At 73.7% G+C, this 15713-nt stretch carries 16 protein-coding genes; 10 read left to right on the top strand and 6 right to left on the bottom strand.

Going from position 1 to position 15713, the window contains the following annotated elements; all coding sequences use genetic code 11:
• The 7 genes from ABD249_RS12935 to ABD249_RS12965 all read left to right on the top strand — a co-directional run.
• Positions 1-658, top strand: a 658-nt coding sequence (locus ABD249_RS12935; protein WP_344344216.1) for a CE1759 family FMN reductase, incomplete at its 5' end; no start/stop codon positions are given.
• A 50-nt stretch (positions 659-708) separates the two neighbouring features.
• Positions 709-1179 (top strand): MarR family winged helix-turn-helix transcriptional regulator, encoded by a 471-nt coding sequence (locus ABD249_RS12940; RefSeq protein WP_344344218.1) that lies wholly within the window; start codon positions 709-711, stop codon positions 1177-1179.
• A 98-nt stretch (positions 1180-1277) separates the two neighbouring features.
• Positions 1278-1706 (top strand): MarR family winged helix-turn-helix transcriptional regulator, encoded by a 429-nt coding sequence (locus tag ABD249_RS12945; RefSeq protein ID WP_344344220.1) that lies wholly within the window; start codon positions 1278-1280, stop codon positions 1704-1706.
• Positions 1703-2968: an MFS transporter gene (locus ABD249_RS12950; protein ID WP_344344222.1), complete on the top strand. Its 1266-nt coding sequence runs from the start codon at positions 1703-1705 to the stop codon at positions 2966-2968. The genes ABD249_RS12945 and ABD249_RS12950 overlap by 4 nt, the downstream gene beginning before the upstream one ends.
• Positions 2969-3086: 118 nt before the next feature.
• On the top strand, positions 3087-3662 hold the full coding sequence (locus ABD249_RS12955; RefSeq protein WP_344344224.1) for a nitroreductase family protein: 576 nt from the start codon (positions 3087-3089) through the stop codon (positions 3660-3662).
• Positions 3663-3806: 144 nt separating this feature from the next.
• Positions 3807-4844, top strand: coding sequence for a glutathione S-transferase family protein (locus ABD249_RS12960; RefSeq protein WP_344344226.1), 1038 nt, complete (start codon positions 3807-3809; stop codon positions 4842-4844).
• An 18-nt stretch (positions 4845-4862) separates the two neighbouring features.
• On the top strand, positions 4863-5186 hold the full coding sequence (locus tag ABD249_RS12965) for a hypothetical protein (RefSeq protein WP_344344228.1): 324 nt from the start codon (positions 4863-4865) through the stop codon (positions 5184-5186).
• A gap of 29 nt (positions 5187-5215) precedes the next feature.
• Here the strand turns inward: ABD249_RS12965 and ABD249_RS12970 are convergent, their stop codons facing one another.
• The 3 genes from ABD249_RS12970 to ABD249_RS12980 form a co-directional block, all read right to left on the bottom strand.
• Complete coding sequence (locus ABD249_RS12970) at positions 5216-6034, bottom strand: LLM class flavin-dependent oxidoreductase (RefSeq protein ID WP_344344230.1); 819 nt, start codon at positions 6032-6034, stop codon at positions 5216-5218.
• Between the two features lie 683 nt (positions 6035-6717).
• Positions 6718-7374: a response regulator transcription factor gene (locus ABD249_RS12975; protein ID WP_344344232.1), complete on the bottom strand. Its 657-nt coding sequence runs from the start codon at positions 7372-7374 to the stop codon at positions 6718-6720.
• A gap of 22 nt (positions 7375-7396) precedes the next feature.
• Positions 7397-8875, bottom strand: coding sequence for a sensor histidine kinase (locus ABD249_RS12980; RefSeq protein WP_344344234.1), 1479 nt, complete (start codon positions 8873-8875; stop codon positions 7397-7399).
• A gap of 100 nt (positions 8876-8975) precedes the next feature.
• Between ABD249_RS12980 and ABD249_RS12985 the strand changes: the two genes are divergently transcribed.
• Positions 8976-10106: a phosphotransferase gene (locus ABD249_RS12985; RefSeq protein ID WP_344344236.1), complete on the top strand. Its 1131-nt coding sequence runs from the start codon at positions 8976-8978 to the stop codon at positions 10104-10106.
• Between the two features lie 218 nt (positions 10107-10324).
• On the opposite strand, the gene ABD249_RS12990 is transcribed toward ABD249_RS12985, so the two are convergent.
• From ABD249_RS12990 to ABD249_RS13000, 3 genes are all read right to left on the bottom strand, one after another.
• Positions 10325-10759, bottom strand: a complete 435-nt coding sequence (locus tag ABD249_RS12990) for a hypothetical protein (protein ID WP_344344238.1) — start codon at positions 10757-10759, stop codon at positions 10325-10327.
• Between the two features lie 193 nt (positions 10760-10952).
• On the bottom strand, positions 10953-12179 hold the full coding sequence (locus ABD249_RS12995) for an amidohydrolase (RefSeq protein WP_344344240.1): 1227 nt from the start codon (positions 12177-12179) through the stop codon (positions 10953-10955).
• Between the two features lie 50 nt (positions 12180-12229).
• Positions 12230-13777: an AbgT family transporter gene (locus ABD249_RS13000; protein WP_344344242.1), complete on the bottom strand. Its 1548-nt coding sequence runs from the start codon at positions 13775-13777 to the stop codon at positions 12230-12232.
• A gap of 125 nt (positions 13778-13902) precedes the next feature.
• On the opposite strand from ABD249_RS13000, the gene ABD249_RS13005 reads away from it, so the two are divergent.
• Positions 13903-14925 (top strand): Lrp/AsnC family transcriptional regulator, encoded by a 1023-nt coding sequence (locus ABD249_RS13005; RefSeq protein ID WP_344344244.1) that lies wholly within the window; start codon positions 13903-13905, stop codon positions 14923-14925.
• A 374-nt stretch (positions 14926-15299) separates the two neighbouring features.
• Entirely contained in the window at positions 15300-15608 is a 309-nt protein-coding gene (locus ABD249_RS13010) for a DUF4287 domain-containing protein (protein ID WP_344344246.1), read from the top strand.
• Positions 15609-15713: the final 105 nt, after the last annotated feature.

Genomic DNA, 15713 nt, shown 5'->3' on the forward strand with positions numbered 1-15713 from the left:
GCGCGATCCGCGCATCGACCCGCATCCGCTGGAGGACACCATGACCGACACCATCCGCATCGCCGTCGTGAGCGCCGGCCTCGGCGACCCGTCGACCACGACGATGCTCGCGAGCCGCCTGGGCGCCGCGACGCAGGCCGTGCTCGCCGCCGCCGATCGCACCGTCGAGGTCGACCAGGTCGAGCTGCGCCCGCTCGCGCAGGACATCGCGACGCACCTCGTCACGCGCGTCGCCCCGCCGGCGCTCGAGGACGCCATCCGCCGCGTCACGTCGGCCGACGCGATCGTCGCCGTCACGCCGGTGTTCGCGATGTCCTACTCGGGCCTGTTCAAGTCGTTCATCGACGGCATCGCCGAGCGCGAGCTCGCCGGCATCCCCACCCTCCTGGGCGCCACGGGCGGCACGGTGCGGCACTCGATGGTCGTCGACACCGCGCTGCGTCCGCTCTTCGCCTACCTCGGCGCCGTCGTCGCCCCCACGGGCGTCTTCGCCGCCACCGAGGACTGGGGCCGGGACGCCGCGCTGCAGACGCGCATCGACCGCGCGGGCGCGGAGCTCGCGCGCCTCGTCACCCAGATGCCCCGCGCTCGGAAGGTCGACCCGTTCGACCCCGAGGGCGAGGGATTCGACGACTTCGCGTCGCTCCTCGGCCGATGACGCCGGTCGAGACGCAGACGACGACCAGCGACGGCGCGTACCGTGGAGGCATGACCGCGGCCTCCGAGGCGTGGCGCACCTACTTCGAGGGCAGCGCCATGCTGGCGGCTGCGCTCGAGCGGCGCCTCAAGGACGCGTGCGGGCTCGACCTCGCCGACTTCAACGTGCTCCTGCTGCTGTCGGAGGCCGACGACTCGCGGATGCGCATGGGCACGCTCGCGCGCCAGCTCGCGTTCGCACCCGGTCGCCTCACGTACCGGATGCAGCAGATGGAGGCGAAGGGCTGGGTGCGCCGCGAGGCGTCGACCGCCGATCGCCGCGGCACCGACGCGGTGCTCACCGACGTCGGCCGGCGCACGCTGCGCAAGGCGCGACCGCTGCATGCGCGGCACGTCGAGGAGCTCTTCCTCTCGCGCATCTCCCCCGACGACGCGTCGCACCTCGCGGGCATCTTCGCGCCCGTGCGCTCGACGCTGCTCGGCGAGTGCGAGTCGGTGTCCGTCGCCGACGACGCCGTGTAGCGGGCGGGTGCACCCGGGACGCAGCCGTCGCAGCGTGGCACGCGACGCGCCGCGAGGGTTGGCCTCGCGCCGTTCCATTCGTTAGGCTAACGAATGGCATGCCTCGATCCCTCGCACTCTCCAACGACCTCCGCATCGCCGTCGCGCGCCTGAGCAGGCGCCTGCGCCGCGCCGTCGCCGACGAGACGCTCGGATTCCCGCACATGTCCGCGCTCGGCACGATGCAGAAGTGCGGGGCGATCACGCTGCAGGAGCTCAGCACGAAGGAGCGCGTGACGCCGCCGAGCATGCTCCGCACCGTGCAGGGGCTCGTCGACCACGGCTACGTCGACCGCACGCCGCACGAGACCGACGGCCGCAAGCAGCTGCTCGTCATCACCGACGAGGGGCAGCAGATGATCGAGGAGACGCGCAGGCGACGGAACCTGTGGCTCGCGACCCAGATCGACGCGCTCACGCCCGACGAGCGGCAGACGCTGCAGCAGGCGGCGCGGATCATGGAGCGCCTCGCGGAGTCCGACGCATGATGTTCCGGTCCCTGCGCATCTTCAACTACCGCACGTGGTTCGTCGGCGCCCTCATCTCGAACGTCGGCGCCTGGATGCAGGCGACGGCGCTCTCGTGGATCACCCTCACCGAGCTCACCGATCAGGACGCCACCGCCGTCGGCGTCACCATGGCGCTGCAGTTCGGCCCGCAGCTGCTGCTCGTGCCGATCTCGGGTCTCGTCGCCGACCGCTTCCCCAAGCGCAACGTGCTGCTCGTCACGCAGTCGACGCTCGGCGTCCTGTCGCTCGCGCTCGGCGTGCTCGCGCTCTCGGGCGTGCTCGAGCTGTGGATGGTGTGGACCTTCGCCGCCCTCTTCGGCTCGACGCAGGCCTTCGACAACCCCGCACGGCAGGCGTTCGTCTCCGAGATCGTCGGGCAGGACCAGATCTCGAACGCCGTCGCCCTGAACTCCGCGTCGTTCCACGGCGCCCGCCTCGTGGGCCCCGCCGTCGCCGGCCTGTCGATCGCCCTCCTCGGCGCCGGCCCCGTGTTCCTGCTCAACGCCTTCACGTTCATCGCGATGATCGTCGCCCTGCTGCGGCTGCGACGCCATGAGCTGCAACCCGCCCCGCGCGGCGCGCGCGGCCTCGGCGACATCGTGCAGGGCATGCGCTACGTCGGCAGGCGGCACGACATCGTCGTCGTCATGGTGATGGCCTTCACCCTCGGCACGTTCGGCCTGAACTTCCCCATCTTCATCTCGACCATGACGGTCGAGTTCGGCGCCGACGCCGACACGTTCGGGCTGCTGTCGTCGGCGATGGCGATCGGATCCGTGTCCGGCGCGCTGCTCGCCGCGCGCTCCGAGCGCCCCAGGTGGACGCTCGTCATCGGCGGACTCGGCGCGTTCGCCATCGCGTGCGCGATCCTCGCGTGGGTGCCGAACCTGTGGCTCTTCGCCGCCGGCCTCGCGCTCGCCGGCTTCACGGCCCAGCTGTTCATGACGAACGCGAACTCGACGGTGCAGCTGTCGACGGCCCCCGAGATGCGCGGACGCGTCATGGCGCTGTACTCGGCGGTCTTCCTCGGCGGCACGCCCATCGGCGCCCCGATCGTCGGCTGGGTCGCGGATGCGTACGGCCCGCGCTGGGCGATCATGGTGGCCGTCGCGACGGCGCTCGTCGCCTTCACGATCGGCGCCGCCTGGTGGACGCGCCAGCGCCGCGCCGACCGCATGACGCGGACCGGCACGCTGCGCCTCATGGGGACCACCGAGGAGCTGCAGACCACGAAGTCCTGATCCGCGACACGCGGTCCTTCGGATTCGAACGAATCGGGAATGGCCGCGGCTGCGCGGCGTTCCACTCCACGGGTCAACGGCGACCGGTCCATCCGCCCTCTCGAACCCAGGAGCAGCCATGACGATCGTCGACCGCACCGCACCCACCGACCACGACATCCTCGACGTGCTGCAGGCACGCTGGAGCCCGCGCGCCTACGAGCCCGTCGCCATCGACGAGGAGCTGCTGTCGAAGGCCCTCGAGGCGGCCCGCTGGAGCCCGAGCGCCTACAACGCGCAGCCGTGGCGCTTCGTCGTCGCCCGCCGCGGCACCGAGGCGTTCGACCGCGTCGTCGGCTCGCTGGCCGAGTTCAACCAGCAGTGGGCGCCCAACGCATCCGTGCTGATCCTCGCCATCGCCGAGACCGAGAACGCCGAGGGCCGCGCCAACCCGACGGCCGTCTACGACCTCGGCCAGGCCGTCGCGCACCTCACGATCCAGGCCCACGCCGACGGCCTCGTCGTGCACCAGATGTCCGGCTTCGACGCGGCGGCCGCCTCCGAGTCGTTCGGCCTCGAGGCCCGCTTCGCACCTGTCACGGTCATCGCCCTCGGCACGCTCGGCGATGCCGATGCGCTCGCCGAGATGCTGCGCGAGGCCGAGCGAGCCCCGCGCGCCCGCAAGGCGCTGTCGGAGATCGTCATCGCGGCCTGATCGGCCTGCTCGCCGGACACCGCTTCGCAGGCGATCCCGGGGTCGCGAGGGGGCATCGCCCCCCGTGACCCCCGGATCGCCTGCGTCGCGCAAGCCTCCCCGCTCGCTGGGCAGGGTCATGGATGCGGCGCGTAGCGTGGGGGCATGCCCTCCGACTACGTCGCCCCCGGCCAGGAGTACACGCGCGACACCGCGTACATCGAGTCGCGCATCACGCTCGACGGCGAGGACGGCTGGCCCGTCGAGGCCGGCCGCTACCGCCTGATCGTCGCGCGCGCCTGCCCGTGGGCCAACCGCCTGCTCATCGTGCGCAGGCTGCTCGGCCTCGAGGATGCGATCTCGGTCGGCATGTGCGGGCCGACGCACGACGCCCGCTCGTGGACGTTCGACCTCGACCCCGGCGGCGTCGACCCCGTGCTCGGCATCGAGCGCCTTCAGGAGGCCTACCTCCGACGCGTGCCCGACTACCCGAAGGGCATCACGGTGCCCGCGATCGTCGACGTCCCCTCGGGCGCCGTCGTCACGAACGACTTCCCGCAGATGAGCCTCGACCTCTCGACGCAGTGGCGCGAGCACCACCGCGAGGGCGCCCCCGACCTCCTCCCCGCCGACTCGCGCGAGGAGATGGACGCCGTCATGCGACGCGTCTACACCGAGGTCAACAACGGCGTGTACCGCTGCGGGTTCGCCGGATCGCAGGCGTCGTACGACGACGCGTACGACCGGCTGTGGACGGCGCTCGACTGGCTCGAGGAGCGCCTCTCGACCCGGCGGTTCCTCATGGGCGAGCGCATCACCGAGGCCGACGTGCGACTCTTCACGACCCTCGCGCGCTTCGATCCCGTCTACCACGGGCACTTCAAGGCGAACCGGCAGCGGCTCACCGAGATGCCGCACCTGTGGGGCTACGCGCGCGACCTGTTCACGACGCCCGGCTTCGGCGACACGATCGACTTCGCGCAGATCAAGGAGCACTACTACGTGGTGCACGAGGACGTGAACCCGTCGGGCATCGTGCCGAAGGGGCCCGCGCTCGACGGCTGGCTCGAGCCGCACGGGCGCGAGCAGCTCGGCGACGGCTCGCCGTTCGGCGACGGCACCCCTCCCCCGCCGCCGCGCGAGGCCGAGCTCGTGCCGCAGCACGCGACGCCGCTGCCGGGCGGCGTGGCTCCCTCGGCCTGAGGCTGCGAGGATCGGAGCATGCAGCGCGTCCTCGCACGCATCGCCGCCGTCGCGGCGGGCGTCGCCGTGCTCGCGGGGCTCACATGGGGCGTCGTGTCGCTGACGGCGAGGATGCAGGAGGCCGCGGGCACCTCGACCGGCGTCGCCTCGGTGAGCGTGCCCGGCACGTCGACGCCCCCGAGCGAGTCGGCTCCCGCCGAGCCCGCGCCGACCGAGCCGACTCCGGCGCCCGTCGAGCCCGCGCCCGTCGAGCCCGCGCCCGTGCAGCCTGCTCCGGTGCAGCCAGCACCCCCGGTCGACGACGACGATGACGACGACGTCGGCGAGGACGACGACGACTGAGGTCGGCGGCAGCTGCGGCCGGCAGGATCTCAGGCGGTGACGGAGGCCCTCGCCGCGGCGACGACCTCGATCGCCGCGAGGATGCGCTCGTCGCCGATCGGCGGCCCGTCCGCCGCCTCGACGATGCAGACGGCGACGCTCGTCACGCCGGCCTCGTCGAGCGCGCGGATGTCGTCGGCGAGCGCGTCGGCCGTGACGCCGACCGGCACCGACAGGAACACGACCGCCTCGGGCCGGCCGTCGCGGCCGGCCGCCTCGCGGGCGTCGCGGACGACGGCGATGCGCTCGCGCACGGCGTCGACGTCGGCGCCGTCGGTGAGGATGACGCCGTCGCCGAGCTCTCCCGCGAGCGCGAGCGTGCGCGGACGGATGGCGCCGACGAGCAGCGGCGGCACCTCCTCCGGGGGCCAGCGCAGCTGCACGTCGTCGAGCTGCACGGAGCGCCCGTCGACCGTGACCGACTCGCCCGCCAGCAACGGCCGCAGCGCCTCGAGGTGCTCGCGCAGCAGCGTCAGCGGCGACTGCACGCGCACGCCGGCCTGCCCCATCCAGTCGAGCACGCCGTGGCCGAACCCGGGCAGCAGCCGCCCGGGGAAGAGGCGCGCGAGCGTCGCGACCTCCATGGCCTCGAGCGCGACCGACCGCAGCGGCACGGGCATGAGGCCGATGCCGACGCGGATGCGCGGCGTCCAGGCGAGGACGGCTGCGGCGGCCGCGACGCCCGACTCGGCGAAGCAGTCCTCCCACACCCACAGCTCGTCGAGCCCGGCGGCGTCGGCGGCGACCGCGACATCCCGGAAGCGCTCGGGCGGCTGATCGGGAGGGACGATGAAGGCGACGGCGACCATGCCTCGACGCTACCTCCGACCTCCGACCTCCGACCTCCGACCTCCACTCCGACGCACAGGCGCGAGACCGGGCGTCCCGGACCTCGGGCCGCGGGGCCGGGACCCCGCCCTGTGGTCTCCGAAGGTCGGCTCGGCGTCTGGTCGCACTCCCCGACCGCCGAAGCCACGCCTCAGCGGAGGGCCAGACGCGCATCGCATCCCACCACCCGCTCACCCGTGGATCCGGCGGAAGCACGAGCCGTCATCCCCGGCGGCGGCCGCAGGCCGGACCCGGCCAACGGCCGCCGGAACCACGCCCCAGCGAGGGGCCAAGCGCGCATTGCAGCCGACAACCCGCTCAGCCGTGAACCCGGCGGAGAGAGCAACCGTGATCGCCGCGGAGGAGGAAGACCTCAGCGCGGCTGGAGCCGAGCCGGGGTTCCGACCACCGGCCGCCGGGATCACGCCCCAGCGAGGGGCCAGGCGCGCATTGCAGCCGACGACCCGCTCAGCCGTGATCCCGGCGGAGAGAGCAGCCGTGATCGCTCCGGAGGAGGAAGACGCCAGCGGCTGGAGCCCAGCCGGGGTTCCGACCACCGGCCGCCGGGATCACGCCCCAGCGAGGGGTGAGGCGCGCATTGCGGCCGACGACCCGCTCAGCCGTGATCCCGGCGGCGCGCGGCGGGCGGCGCGGACCGCCCGGGTCAGCGGAAGCGGTAGCCCATGCCGCGCACCGTCTCGATGCGGTCGGCGCCGAGCTTCGCGCGGAGGTAGCGCACGTAGACGTCGACGACGTTCGAGCCGGGGTCGAAGTCGTAGCCCCAGACGCGCGACAGCAGCTGCTCGCGGGAGAGCACGTTGCCGCGGTTGCGCATGAGCTCCTCGGCGAGGGCGAACTCGCGCGCCGACAGGTCGACCTCGCGGCCGTCGAGGCGGGCGCGGCGCGTGCGCACGTCGAGCACGACGCCGTCCGCCTCGACGTCCGCCGACGCCGCGGCGCCCTCGCGGCGCATCCGCAGCCGCACGCGCGCGAGCAGCTCGTCGAAGCGGAACGGCTTCGGCACGTAGTCGTCGGCGCCGCCCTCGAGCCCCGCGACGGTGTCGGCGGCCGACGTGCGGGCCGTGAGCATGATGACGGGCACCGTCGCCCCCGAGCCGCGCAGCCGCTCGAGCACCTCGAAGCCGTCGATGCCCGGCAGGCCGACGTCGAGCACCACGAGGTCGAACTCGTCGCTGAGCGCGAGGTCGAGGGCCGCGGGGCCCGTCGCTGCGACGGTCGTGGCGAAGCCCGCGGCCCGCAGTCCCTTCTCGACGAACGCGCTGATGCGCTCCTCGTCCTCGGCGATCAGGATCGACGGCATCCGCTCCCCCTCGGTCGCGCGGTCACGCGGTCGCCCCATCCTCTCGCGGCGCCCGGGAGGCCGCGGGCGGCCCCGCCTCGACCGGAGCGTCGAGCGGCAGCGCGATGACGAACGACGCCCCGCCCGCGACGGCGTCGTCGACCCGCGCCGAGCCGCCGTGCGCCTGCGCGATGCGCTGCACGATGGCGAGGCCCAGGCCGCTGCCCTCCCTGCCGCGCCCCGTCTCGACGCGGCGGAAGCGCTCGAAGATCGCCTCCTTGTGCGCCTCGGGCACGCCCGGGCCGGCGTCCTGCACGATGAGCTCGACCCGGTCGCCGGCGCGCCGCGACGCGATCGTCACGTCGCCGCCGCCGTGCGTGACGGCGTTCTGCACGAGCTGCAGCATCGCCTGCGTGATGCGCTCGACGTCGAGCAGCGCGACGACCGCGGCCGTCGACCCCAGCCGCACCGTCGCGCCTTCGATGCCCGCGGCGGTCGTGCGGATCTGCTCGGTGAGCTCGGCGACGTCGGTGGCGCGCATGCGGAACGCCTCGGCCGAGTCGACGCTCGACGCCCGCTGGATGTCGCCCACGAGCCCCGCCATGCGATCGAGCTCCGAGATCGCGACGTCGCGCGTCTGCTCGACGTCGACGGGGTCGGATGCGTCCATGAGCTCGAGATGGCCGCGCACGATCGTGACGGGCGTCTTCAGCTCGTGGCCGACGTCGTCGAGCAGGCGCCGCTGCGCCGCGATCGAGCCGTCGAGCCGGTCGAGCATCGCGTTGACCGTGACGCCCAGCTGCGACACGTCGTCGTTGCCGGAGACCGGCACGCGTTCGGAGACGCCCGACGCCGCGATGCGCTCGGCGAGCAGCCGCAGCTCGCGCAGGGGCCGCAGGAGCCTGCCCGCGAGCGCGAAGCCGATGACGAGCACCGCGAGCACGCCGAGCGCTGCCGCGACGAGGAACACCGTCGCGGCCTCGTCGAGCTCCGCGAGCTCGGCCTCGAGGTCGTAGCCGGTGACGAAGATCGCGCGCGTCGCCCCCGCATCCGACGTCACCTCGAGCGGCACCGCGACGTAGCGCAGCACGACGTCGGCGTCGACGGTCGTGCCCAGGACGACCTCCGTGCCGCCCGTCTCGGCCGTGACGCGGCCCGCGAGGTCGTCGAAGCGCGTCAGGTCGACGTCCATGGGCACGCCGGGCACGAGCGCCGGGATGCCGTCGACCACGCCGAGCGCGCCGGTGTGGTCGTCGGGGGCGATGCGCGACAGGGCCGTCGCGAGCAGCCCCTCCGCATCCGGCCAGCCGCCGACGTCGGGCGGCGGATCCTCCGCGAGCGCCCGCACCGACTCCACCGCCGTCAGCAGCTGCGCGTCGACCTGGTCGAGGATGCGCCCGCGCTCGACGAGATACGCCGTCACGCCCGCGGCGAGCACCGCGAGCGCCGACACGAGCCCGAGCGCCGCGACGATGCGTGTGCGCACGCTGACGACCGGCAGCCGCCTCCGCCCGTCCTCCATGCATCCATCCTGCCCGCCGCCCGCACCGGCGGCGCTGCACATGAGAGCAGTCTCATGCAAGGTCAGCGGTCGCCCAGCGCATCCTGGGAGGATCGAGGGCATGGAGGCGCGCCTGCTCGAGGAGGCGCTCGGTCGCACCGGGCGGCTCATCTCGCGCGACCCGTTCGGCTCGGGCGTCATCGCCGGGTTCGAGGTCGACGACGACGGCACGCAGCTGACCTACTTCGTCGACACCTCGGGCGAGTCCGTGCCCGAGGAGACCGGCCTCGTGCTGCGCGTGGGCGACGAGCTGCGCGCCCGCGTCTGGCTGCACCCCGCCGACCCGCGCCTGCCGACGCTGCCCGTCGCCGCCTTCGGCGAGTCGGCCGCGCGCCTGCTCGAGCGCTTCGGCATCACCGGCACCTTCCAGTCCGAGATCGTCGCCTACCGCCCGGGCAAGCGCGCCGTGCTGCGGCTGCGGGGCGCCGACGGCGACCACTTCCTGAAGATCGTGCCGCCGGGTGCCACCGAGCACATCGCGCAGCTGCACGCGGCGCTTGCGAAGGCGGGCGTGCCCGTGCCGCGCATCCCGCGCTGGGCGCCGCAGGGATGCATGCTCATCGAGCAGGCGCAGGGGCTCGCCGGCCCGAAGGCCGCGCTCGAGCTCGCGCCGGATGCGCTGCTCGCGGCCGTCGACGTCGCCCGCGTGGGCTTCGAGCGCGCCGAGATCACGGGCGCCGCCCGCCCCGCGCTCGCCTCCCGCATCGACTGGTACGCCGCGCGCCTCGCGCGCTCGTGGCCCGCCCGCGCCGGGCTCGCGATGGCGCTGCGCGACGCCGTGCACCAGCGGCGTCGGGACGTGACGCTGCCGGTCGTCGTGCACGGCGACCTGCACCTGGGGCAGCTGTTCTTCGCCGACGGCGCCGTGAGCGGCCTCATCGACGTCGACACCGCGGGCGTCGGCGATCGGGACGAGGACTCCGCCGCGTTCATCGGCCACGCGCGGACGAGCGCGCTGCTGACCGAGGACGCCGGACGCTCGGAGGCCGCGGTCGCGCTGCACGTGCTCGCCGACGTCGCGGGCGACCGGTGGCTCGACGGCCCCCACTCGCGTGCGCTCACGGCCGCGCACCTCATGGCGCATGCGCTGTCCTCCGCCGAGCAGGGCGCGCATCCGCGTGCCGACCGCATGCTCGACGAGGCGTCGGCGCTCGTGGGCGTCGCGCCCGCGTCGGCGGCAGCCGCGGGCTGAGCCGGCCGGCTCCGCGCACGACGCGAGGGCTCCGCTCGCAGCGCACGGCTTGCAGCGCACCGCCCGCAGCACCATCCGCAGGGCACCGTCCGCCTCTCTCGCACGGCAGCGCGTCGCCACCCGCCCCACGCACGACGACGCCCCCGACGCACAGGCGTCGGGGGCCTCGCGCTGCCTCGGGGCCGGACGTCTCGCGACGACCGACCCTCCAGCCCGCGTCAGTCGACCGAGGGGGCGGAGACGGGCGAGATGGGGCTGGCCGCCGACGGCGCGCTGTCCCACGTGGGCGCGGGCGCCGCGGCGGGAGCGGGGGCCGGCGCGGGCGCCGGGGCGGGGGCGGCGCCGGCCGACGGGGCCGAGACGGCCGAGGTCGCGTCCTGCGTCGGCGCGGGAGCCGTGGGTGCGGGCGCCGCGGGGGCGCTGACGGCGGTGGTCGCGGTGGGCGCCGAGACCACGGAGGCGTGGTCGCCGGTGACGCGGACCGTGACGCTCGAGCGCTCGGTGAGGCCGCTGCCGACCACGACGCCGCCGGAGGCGACGTGCGCCGAGTCGTCGACGTCGATGGCGTTCGCGGTGGCGAGCGCGCCGACCGCGACGAGGCCGAGGCCGAGGGTGCCGGCTGCGCCGACGGTGATCCAGGTGCGCTGCTCCATGATGGGGACTCCTTCGCTGCGGTGGTGCTCCTGCTGACGGACTCCACTGTCGCGAGCGGGGGTGAGGTGCAGGTGACGGGTGCGTGAGAGACCTCTCATGCGCCGGCAGTCGGCCGCGCACGACGGAGGGGCGGCACGCCCTCGCGCACCGCCCCTCCCTCGCAGACCGTGGATGCTCGCGCATCCGCCGGGGTCACTCCGCGAACGTCGCCTTCGCGTCGGCGACGATCGCCGGGTCGCGGAACGCCGACAGCGCCGTCGCGGCGAGCATGACGGCGCCGTCGGCGATCGTCGGCGTCGCGAGGTCGGCGTCGCCCGCCGCGGCTGCGAACTCGCGGGTGTGCGGCGCGACGTCGCGTGCGAGGCAGATCATCGGGTGCAGCGACGGCACCACGTGCGACACGTTGCCCATGTCGGTCGACCCCGCGAGCGTCGGGTCGGGCTCGAGCTCGCGCCCGAGCACGCCGTACGCCGCCTCGGCGACGTCGACGAGCGTCGGGTTCGAGCGCAGCGAGAAGTACGCGGGCGTGTTCTCGGCGATCTCGACCGTCGTGCCCGTCGCGAGCGCGGCCCCCTCGAAGCATGCGCGCACGCGCGGCACGACGTCCGACAGCAGGTGCTCGCGGTCGCCCGCGCGCACGAAGATCCGCAGCGCGGCGCGCTCGGGGATGATGTTCGGCGCCTGCCCGCCGTTCGTGATGATGGCGTGGATGCGCACGTCGTCGGTCATCTGCTGCCGCAGCATGCCGATGGCCGTGAGCGAGAGCGTCGCGCCGTCGAGCGCGTTGCGGCCCAGCTCGGGTGCGGCAGCGGCGTGGGCGGCCTTGCCGTGGAAGTCGACGTCGAGCGCGACGCGGGACAGCGACGAGCCGCGCACGGCATCCGAGCCCGACGGGTGCACCATGATCGCGAGGTCGACGCCGTCGAGCACGCCGCCGTCGATCATCGGCACCTTGCCCGCCGCGCCCTCCTCGCCCGGGCTGCCGATGACGACGAGGTGCGCGGGCACCGGCGACGCCTCGAGGGCGTCCTTCACGAGGATGCCGGCGCCGAGGCCGCAGGCGGCGATGACGTTGTGGCCGCAGGCGTGGCCGATCTCCTCGAGCGCGTCGTACTCGCAGAAGATCGCGACCGTCGGAGCGTCGGCGCCGGCGTCGGGCGTCGACCAGCGGCCGACGAACGCCGTCTCGAGCCCCGCGAAGCCGCGCTCGACCGCGAAGCCCGCGAGCTCGAGCTCCGCGGTGAGCCGCGCGGCCGCATGCGTCTCGGTGAAGCGGATCTCGGGATGCGCGTGCAGGTCGGCGGCGACGTCGACGAGCGTCGTCAGCCGCGACTCGAGCAGGGACTGCAGGGTGGCGACGGTCTCGGGCATCGCGGCGATGCCTGCCTCGGCGGCGGGGCGCACGGTGGTGATGGACATGGGGAGGACCTCCTTGGGGCTGGTCGGACGGGGTTCGGGGTGCGCGCGGGTCACTGCAGCTCGAGGCCGTGGCCCGGGCCGACGGGCAGGCCGAGCAGGCCCCACACGAGGAACTGCAGCAGCCACACGACCCAGATGACGATCGTGAAGGGGATGACGAGGCTGAAGAGCGTGCCGAGGCCCGCCTTCGGCTCCCACCGCTGCAGCAGGCCGAGGACGACGGGCAGCATCGGGTTCATCGGCACGAGCGGGTTGGTGGCGGAGTCGGTGATGCGGAACGCGGCCTGCACGTAGGCGGGGTCGATGCCGGCGAGCATGAACATCGGCACGAAGATCGGCGCGAGCAGCGTCCACAGCGCCGAGCCGCTCGCGAGCAGCAGGGCTGGCAGCGTCACGAAGAGGCTGAAGAGCAGGAGGCCGCCGATGCCGCCGAGGCCGGACGCCTCCATCGCCTCCGCGCCCGAGGTCGCCAGCAGCAGCCCGAGCTGCGACCAGTTGAACCACGCGATGGCCTGCGCCGCCGTGAAGATCACGACGATGAACGGCACGAGGTCCTTCACCGCAGCCGTCATGTGCTCGGGCACCTGCGTCGCCCTCGTGAGCGTCTTCGCGCCGAGGCCGTAGGCGACGCCGGCGACGAGGAACAGGAAGAGGATGAAGATCGGCAGCGCCGTCATGAACGGCGAGCGCAGGATCTCGCCGCCCTCGCCCTGCAGGGGCGAGCCGGGCACGAGCAGCGCCGTCGCGACGAGCGCGAGGTAGACGACGGTCGAGATCGCCGCGATGCGCAGGCCGCGACGCTCGACGGGCTCGAGCGGCTTCGACGCGTCGGCATCCGCATCCCCGCCCTCGTAGGGCGTGAGGCGCGGCTCGACGTAGCGCTGGCACACGATCGTGATGACGATCGCGAGCAGCAGCGTCGACGTGGCCATGAAGAAGTAGTTGGCGACCGGCGAGACGGATGCCTCGGGGTCGACGATCTGCGCCGCGCTCGTCGTGATGCCCGACAGGAGCACGTCGGTGCCCGCGGGCACGACGTTGGCGCTGAAGCCCGCGACGACCGCGGCGTAGGAGGCGGCGAAGCCCGCGAGCGGGTGCCGGCCGGCGGCGAGGAAGGCTGCGGCCGCGAGCGGCGGCAGGATGACCATGGCCGAGTCGGAGGCCAGGTTGCCCATGAGGCTCACGAGCACGACGACGAAGGTGACCGCCCAGCCCGGGGCGGCGAGGACGGCACCCCGCATCGCGGCCTTCAGCAGGCCGAGGCGCTCGGCGACGCCGATGCCGAGCATCACCGTGATGATGAGGCCGAGCGGCGGGAACGAGACGAAGTTCGTGATCGCGTTCGTGAGCGCGTAGACCGCGCCCTCGCCCGAGAGGATGCTGCGGATCGGCACGGTGTCGCCCGTGGCCGGGTCGATCGTCTCGGCGCCCAGCAGCGCGGCGATGCCCGAAGCGACGGCGACGAGGCCCGCGATGATGAGGAACAGGTAGAACGGGTGCGGCAGGCGATTGCCCACCCGCTCGATGCCGCGGAGGATGCGACCGCCGACGCCCTTGGCGTCGGCGAGCGTCAGCGTCGTGGTGGTGTCGGTGGCCATGCGTGCTCCGAGCTGTGGGAGACCCGCGGATGCGGGACGGACGTTGCGTTGCATCCTGCCGATCGCATGTCACGAACCGTGCATCCTGATCGATCCGACCGCGATCGGCTGCGATGCTGTTCGACATGCACCTGCCGACCTCCTCGCATCCGCACGATCTGTCGGATTCGGACCTCGATCTGGTGGCCGCGCTGCAGGACGCCCCGCGAGCGTCCTGGGCGGCGATCGGACGAGCCGTCGGGGTGAGCGCGCCGACCGCGCGCCGACGCTGGCAGGCGATCGCCGACACGGGTGCGGCGTGGCCGACGACGTACGCCGGATTCACCGCCGGACTGCTCATGGGGCTCGCGGAGGTGCGCTGCCGACCCGGCACGGTCGACGCCGTCGCGCACGTGCTCCGACAGCATCCCAAGGTCATCTCCGTCACGGGCATGACGGGCGATCGCGACCTCGTGCTCACGATCCTCGCCGAGGACATGGCGCAGTTCCGCCGGCTCATCCAGTCGTGGCTCGGCACCCACGACGCCGTGACGGCCGTGCGCTCGACGATCGTGACGCGCATGTTCTCCGACGGATCGCGCTGGCGCGCCGCTGGCCCGCCGCACGACGTGGTGCTGCCGCGCGCCGACGACGACGGACGCGCCGATGGCGACGCCGCGACGCAGGCGCAGTGGCGCACGGTGCTGACGACCCTCGAGCGCGACGGTCGGGCGACGCCGCGCGAGGTCGCCGAGCGGCTCGGCACGTCCGAGGCCCATGCCCGCCGCGTCGTGCGTCGGCTGCTCGCGAACGGCTGGATCCAGCAGCGCATCGACGTGTCGCTCGAGCAGCGGATGTGGCCGCACGCGCTCGCGATGTGGCTCGTCGTGCCCGCGGCGCGGCTCGAGGCGACGGCCCTGCAGATCGCGAACCTGCCGATGACGCGCATGTGCGCGGCGCTCGCGGGTGGTGCCTCGAACCTCTACGTCATCGTGTGGCTGCGCGAGCTGGAGGACGCCGCGACGATGGAGGCCGAGCTCGCGCGCAGCCTCGAGCTGCGCGTGCTCGACCGCGCGATCCTGCTGCACTACTACAAGCGCGTCGGCCACCTCTTCGACGAGGCGAACCGCCGCGAGGGGCACGTGTCGTGGCTCGCGGAGGTGCCGTGAGGGGTGGGGTGGTGCGGGATGGGGTCATGCGGGGCGCTGCCGGGCCGTGCGGGCGATGCGTCGGCTGACTGGTCACGTCCTGCGGCGACTGGTCACGTTCTGCGACGGAGAGCCTGACTGGTCACGGTTGCACCTCGTCTGGTCGCCGTTGCACCTCGACTGGTCACCGTTTGCATCTGACTGGTCACGGTTGCACCCAGATGCGGCCTCCCGAGGTGCAACGTCGACCAGTGTGCGTGCGACGTCGACCAGTGTGCGTGCAATCTCGACCAAGCGACGCAGAACGGACGGATGCGGTGGCGGAGCCGGTGCGGCAGGATGCGGGGAGACGCCGCGCGGGAGGTCGCGCGGCGACGCGATGCGAAGGAGCAGCGATGTCGTTCCAGGCCTACCTCGACGCCGTGGAGGAGAAGACCGGCAAGACGCCCCGCGCGCTCGTCGACGAGGCGAACGAGCTCGGGTTCGGCGCCGAGACGAAGGCCGGACCGATCCTGCAGTGGCTCGCCGACGCATACGGGCTCGGCCGCGGGCACGGCATGGCCATGGTGCACGTCATCACGAAGGGACCCGGCATCGGCACGAAGCACCTCGAGTCGACCGGCTCCCACCGTGACGAGTCGGACACGCTGTGGCTCGACGGTGCCGCGTCGAAGCCTGCCGACTGGGGCGGCGCTCGCCCCTGAGCGGGCACGCACCGCCCCCATCCCACCGGACCCATCGGCAGCGGTCGTCGTGACGCGCTGTTCCGCGACGCCCGACGACCGGACGCCGCGCGCCTCGAGCAGCAC

Source organism: Agrococcus versicolor (assembly GCF_039531815.1).
GTDB lineage: Bacteria > Actinomycetota > Actinomycetes > Actinomycetales > Microbacteriaceae > Agrococcus > Agrococcus versicolor.

What these genes read in the sequence shown, in the direction of transcription:
- ABD249_RS12970 (WP_344344230.1), bottom strand. Translation starts at nt 6,034, where the DNA reads ATGGTCGCCGTCGCCTTCATCGTCCCTCCCGATCAGCCGCCCGAGCGC.
- ABD249_RS12965 (WP_344344228.1), top strand. Translation starts at nt 4,863, where the DNA reads ATGCAGCGCGTCCTCGCACGCATCGCCGCCGTCGCGGCGGGCGTCGCC.
- ABD249_RS13005 (WP_344344244.1), top strand. Translation starts at nt 13,903, where the DNA reads ATGCACCTGCCGACCTCCTCGCATCCGCACGATCTGTCGGATTCGGAC.
- ABD249_RS13010 (WP_344344246.1), top strand. Translation starts at nt 15,300, where the DNA reads ATGTCGTTCCAGGCCTACCTCGACGCCGTGGAGGAGAAGACCGGCAAG.
- ABD249_RS12950 (WP_344344222.1), top strand. Translation starts at nt 1,703, where the DNA reads ATGATGTTCCGGTCCCTGCGCATCTTCAACTACCGCACGTGGTTCGTC.
- ABD249_RS12975 (WP_344344232.1), bottom strand. Translation starts at nt 7,374, where the DNA reads ATGCCGTCGATCCTGATCGCCGAGGACGAGGAGCGCATCAGCGCGTTC.
- ABD249_RS12940 (WP_344344218.1), top strand. Translation starts at nt 709, where the DNA reads ATGACCGCGGCCTCCGAGGCGTGGCGCACCTACTTCGAGGGCAGCGCC.
- ABD249_RS12990 (WP_344344238.1), bottom strand. Translation starts at nt 10,759, where the DNA reads ATGGAGCAGCGCACCTGGATCACCGTCGGCGCAGCCGGCACCCTCGGC.
- ABD249_RS12955 (WP_344344224.1), top strand. Translation starts at nt 3,087, where the DNA reads ATGACGATCGTCGACCGCACCGCACCCACCGACCACGACATCCTCGAC.
- ABD249_RS12980 (WP_344344234.1), bottom strand. Translation starts at nt 8,875, where the DNA reads ATGGAGGACGGGCGGAGGCGGCTGCCGGTCGTCAGCGTGCGCACACGC.
- ABD249_RS12960 (WP_344344226.1), top strand. Translation starts at nt 3,807, where the DNA reads ATGCCCTCCGACTACGTCGCCCCCGGCCAGGAGTACACGCGCGACACC.
- ABD249_RS12945 (WP_344344220.1), top strand. Translation starts at nt 1,278, where the DNA reads ATGCCTCGATCCCTCGCACTCTCCAACGACCTCCGCATCGCCGTCGCG.
- ABD249_RS13000 (WP_344344242.1), bottom strand. Translation starts at nt 13,777, where the DNA reads ATGGCCACCGACACCACCACGACGCTGACGCTCGCCGACGCCAAGGGC.
- ABD249_RS12985 (WP_344344236.1), top strand. Translation starts at nt 8,976, where the DNA reads ATGGAGGCGCGCCTGCTCGAGGAGGCGCTCGGTCGCACCGGGCGGCTC.
- ABD249_RS12995 (WP_344344240.1), bottom strand. Translation starts at nt 12,179, where the DNA reads ATGTCCATCACCACCGTGCGCCCCGCCGCCGAGGCAGGCATCGCCGCG.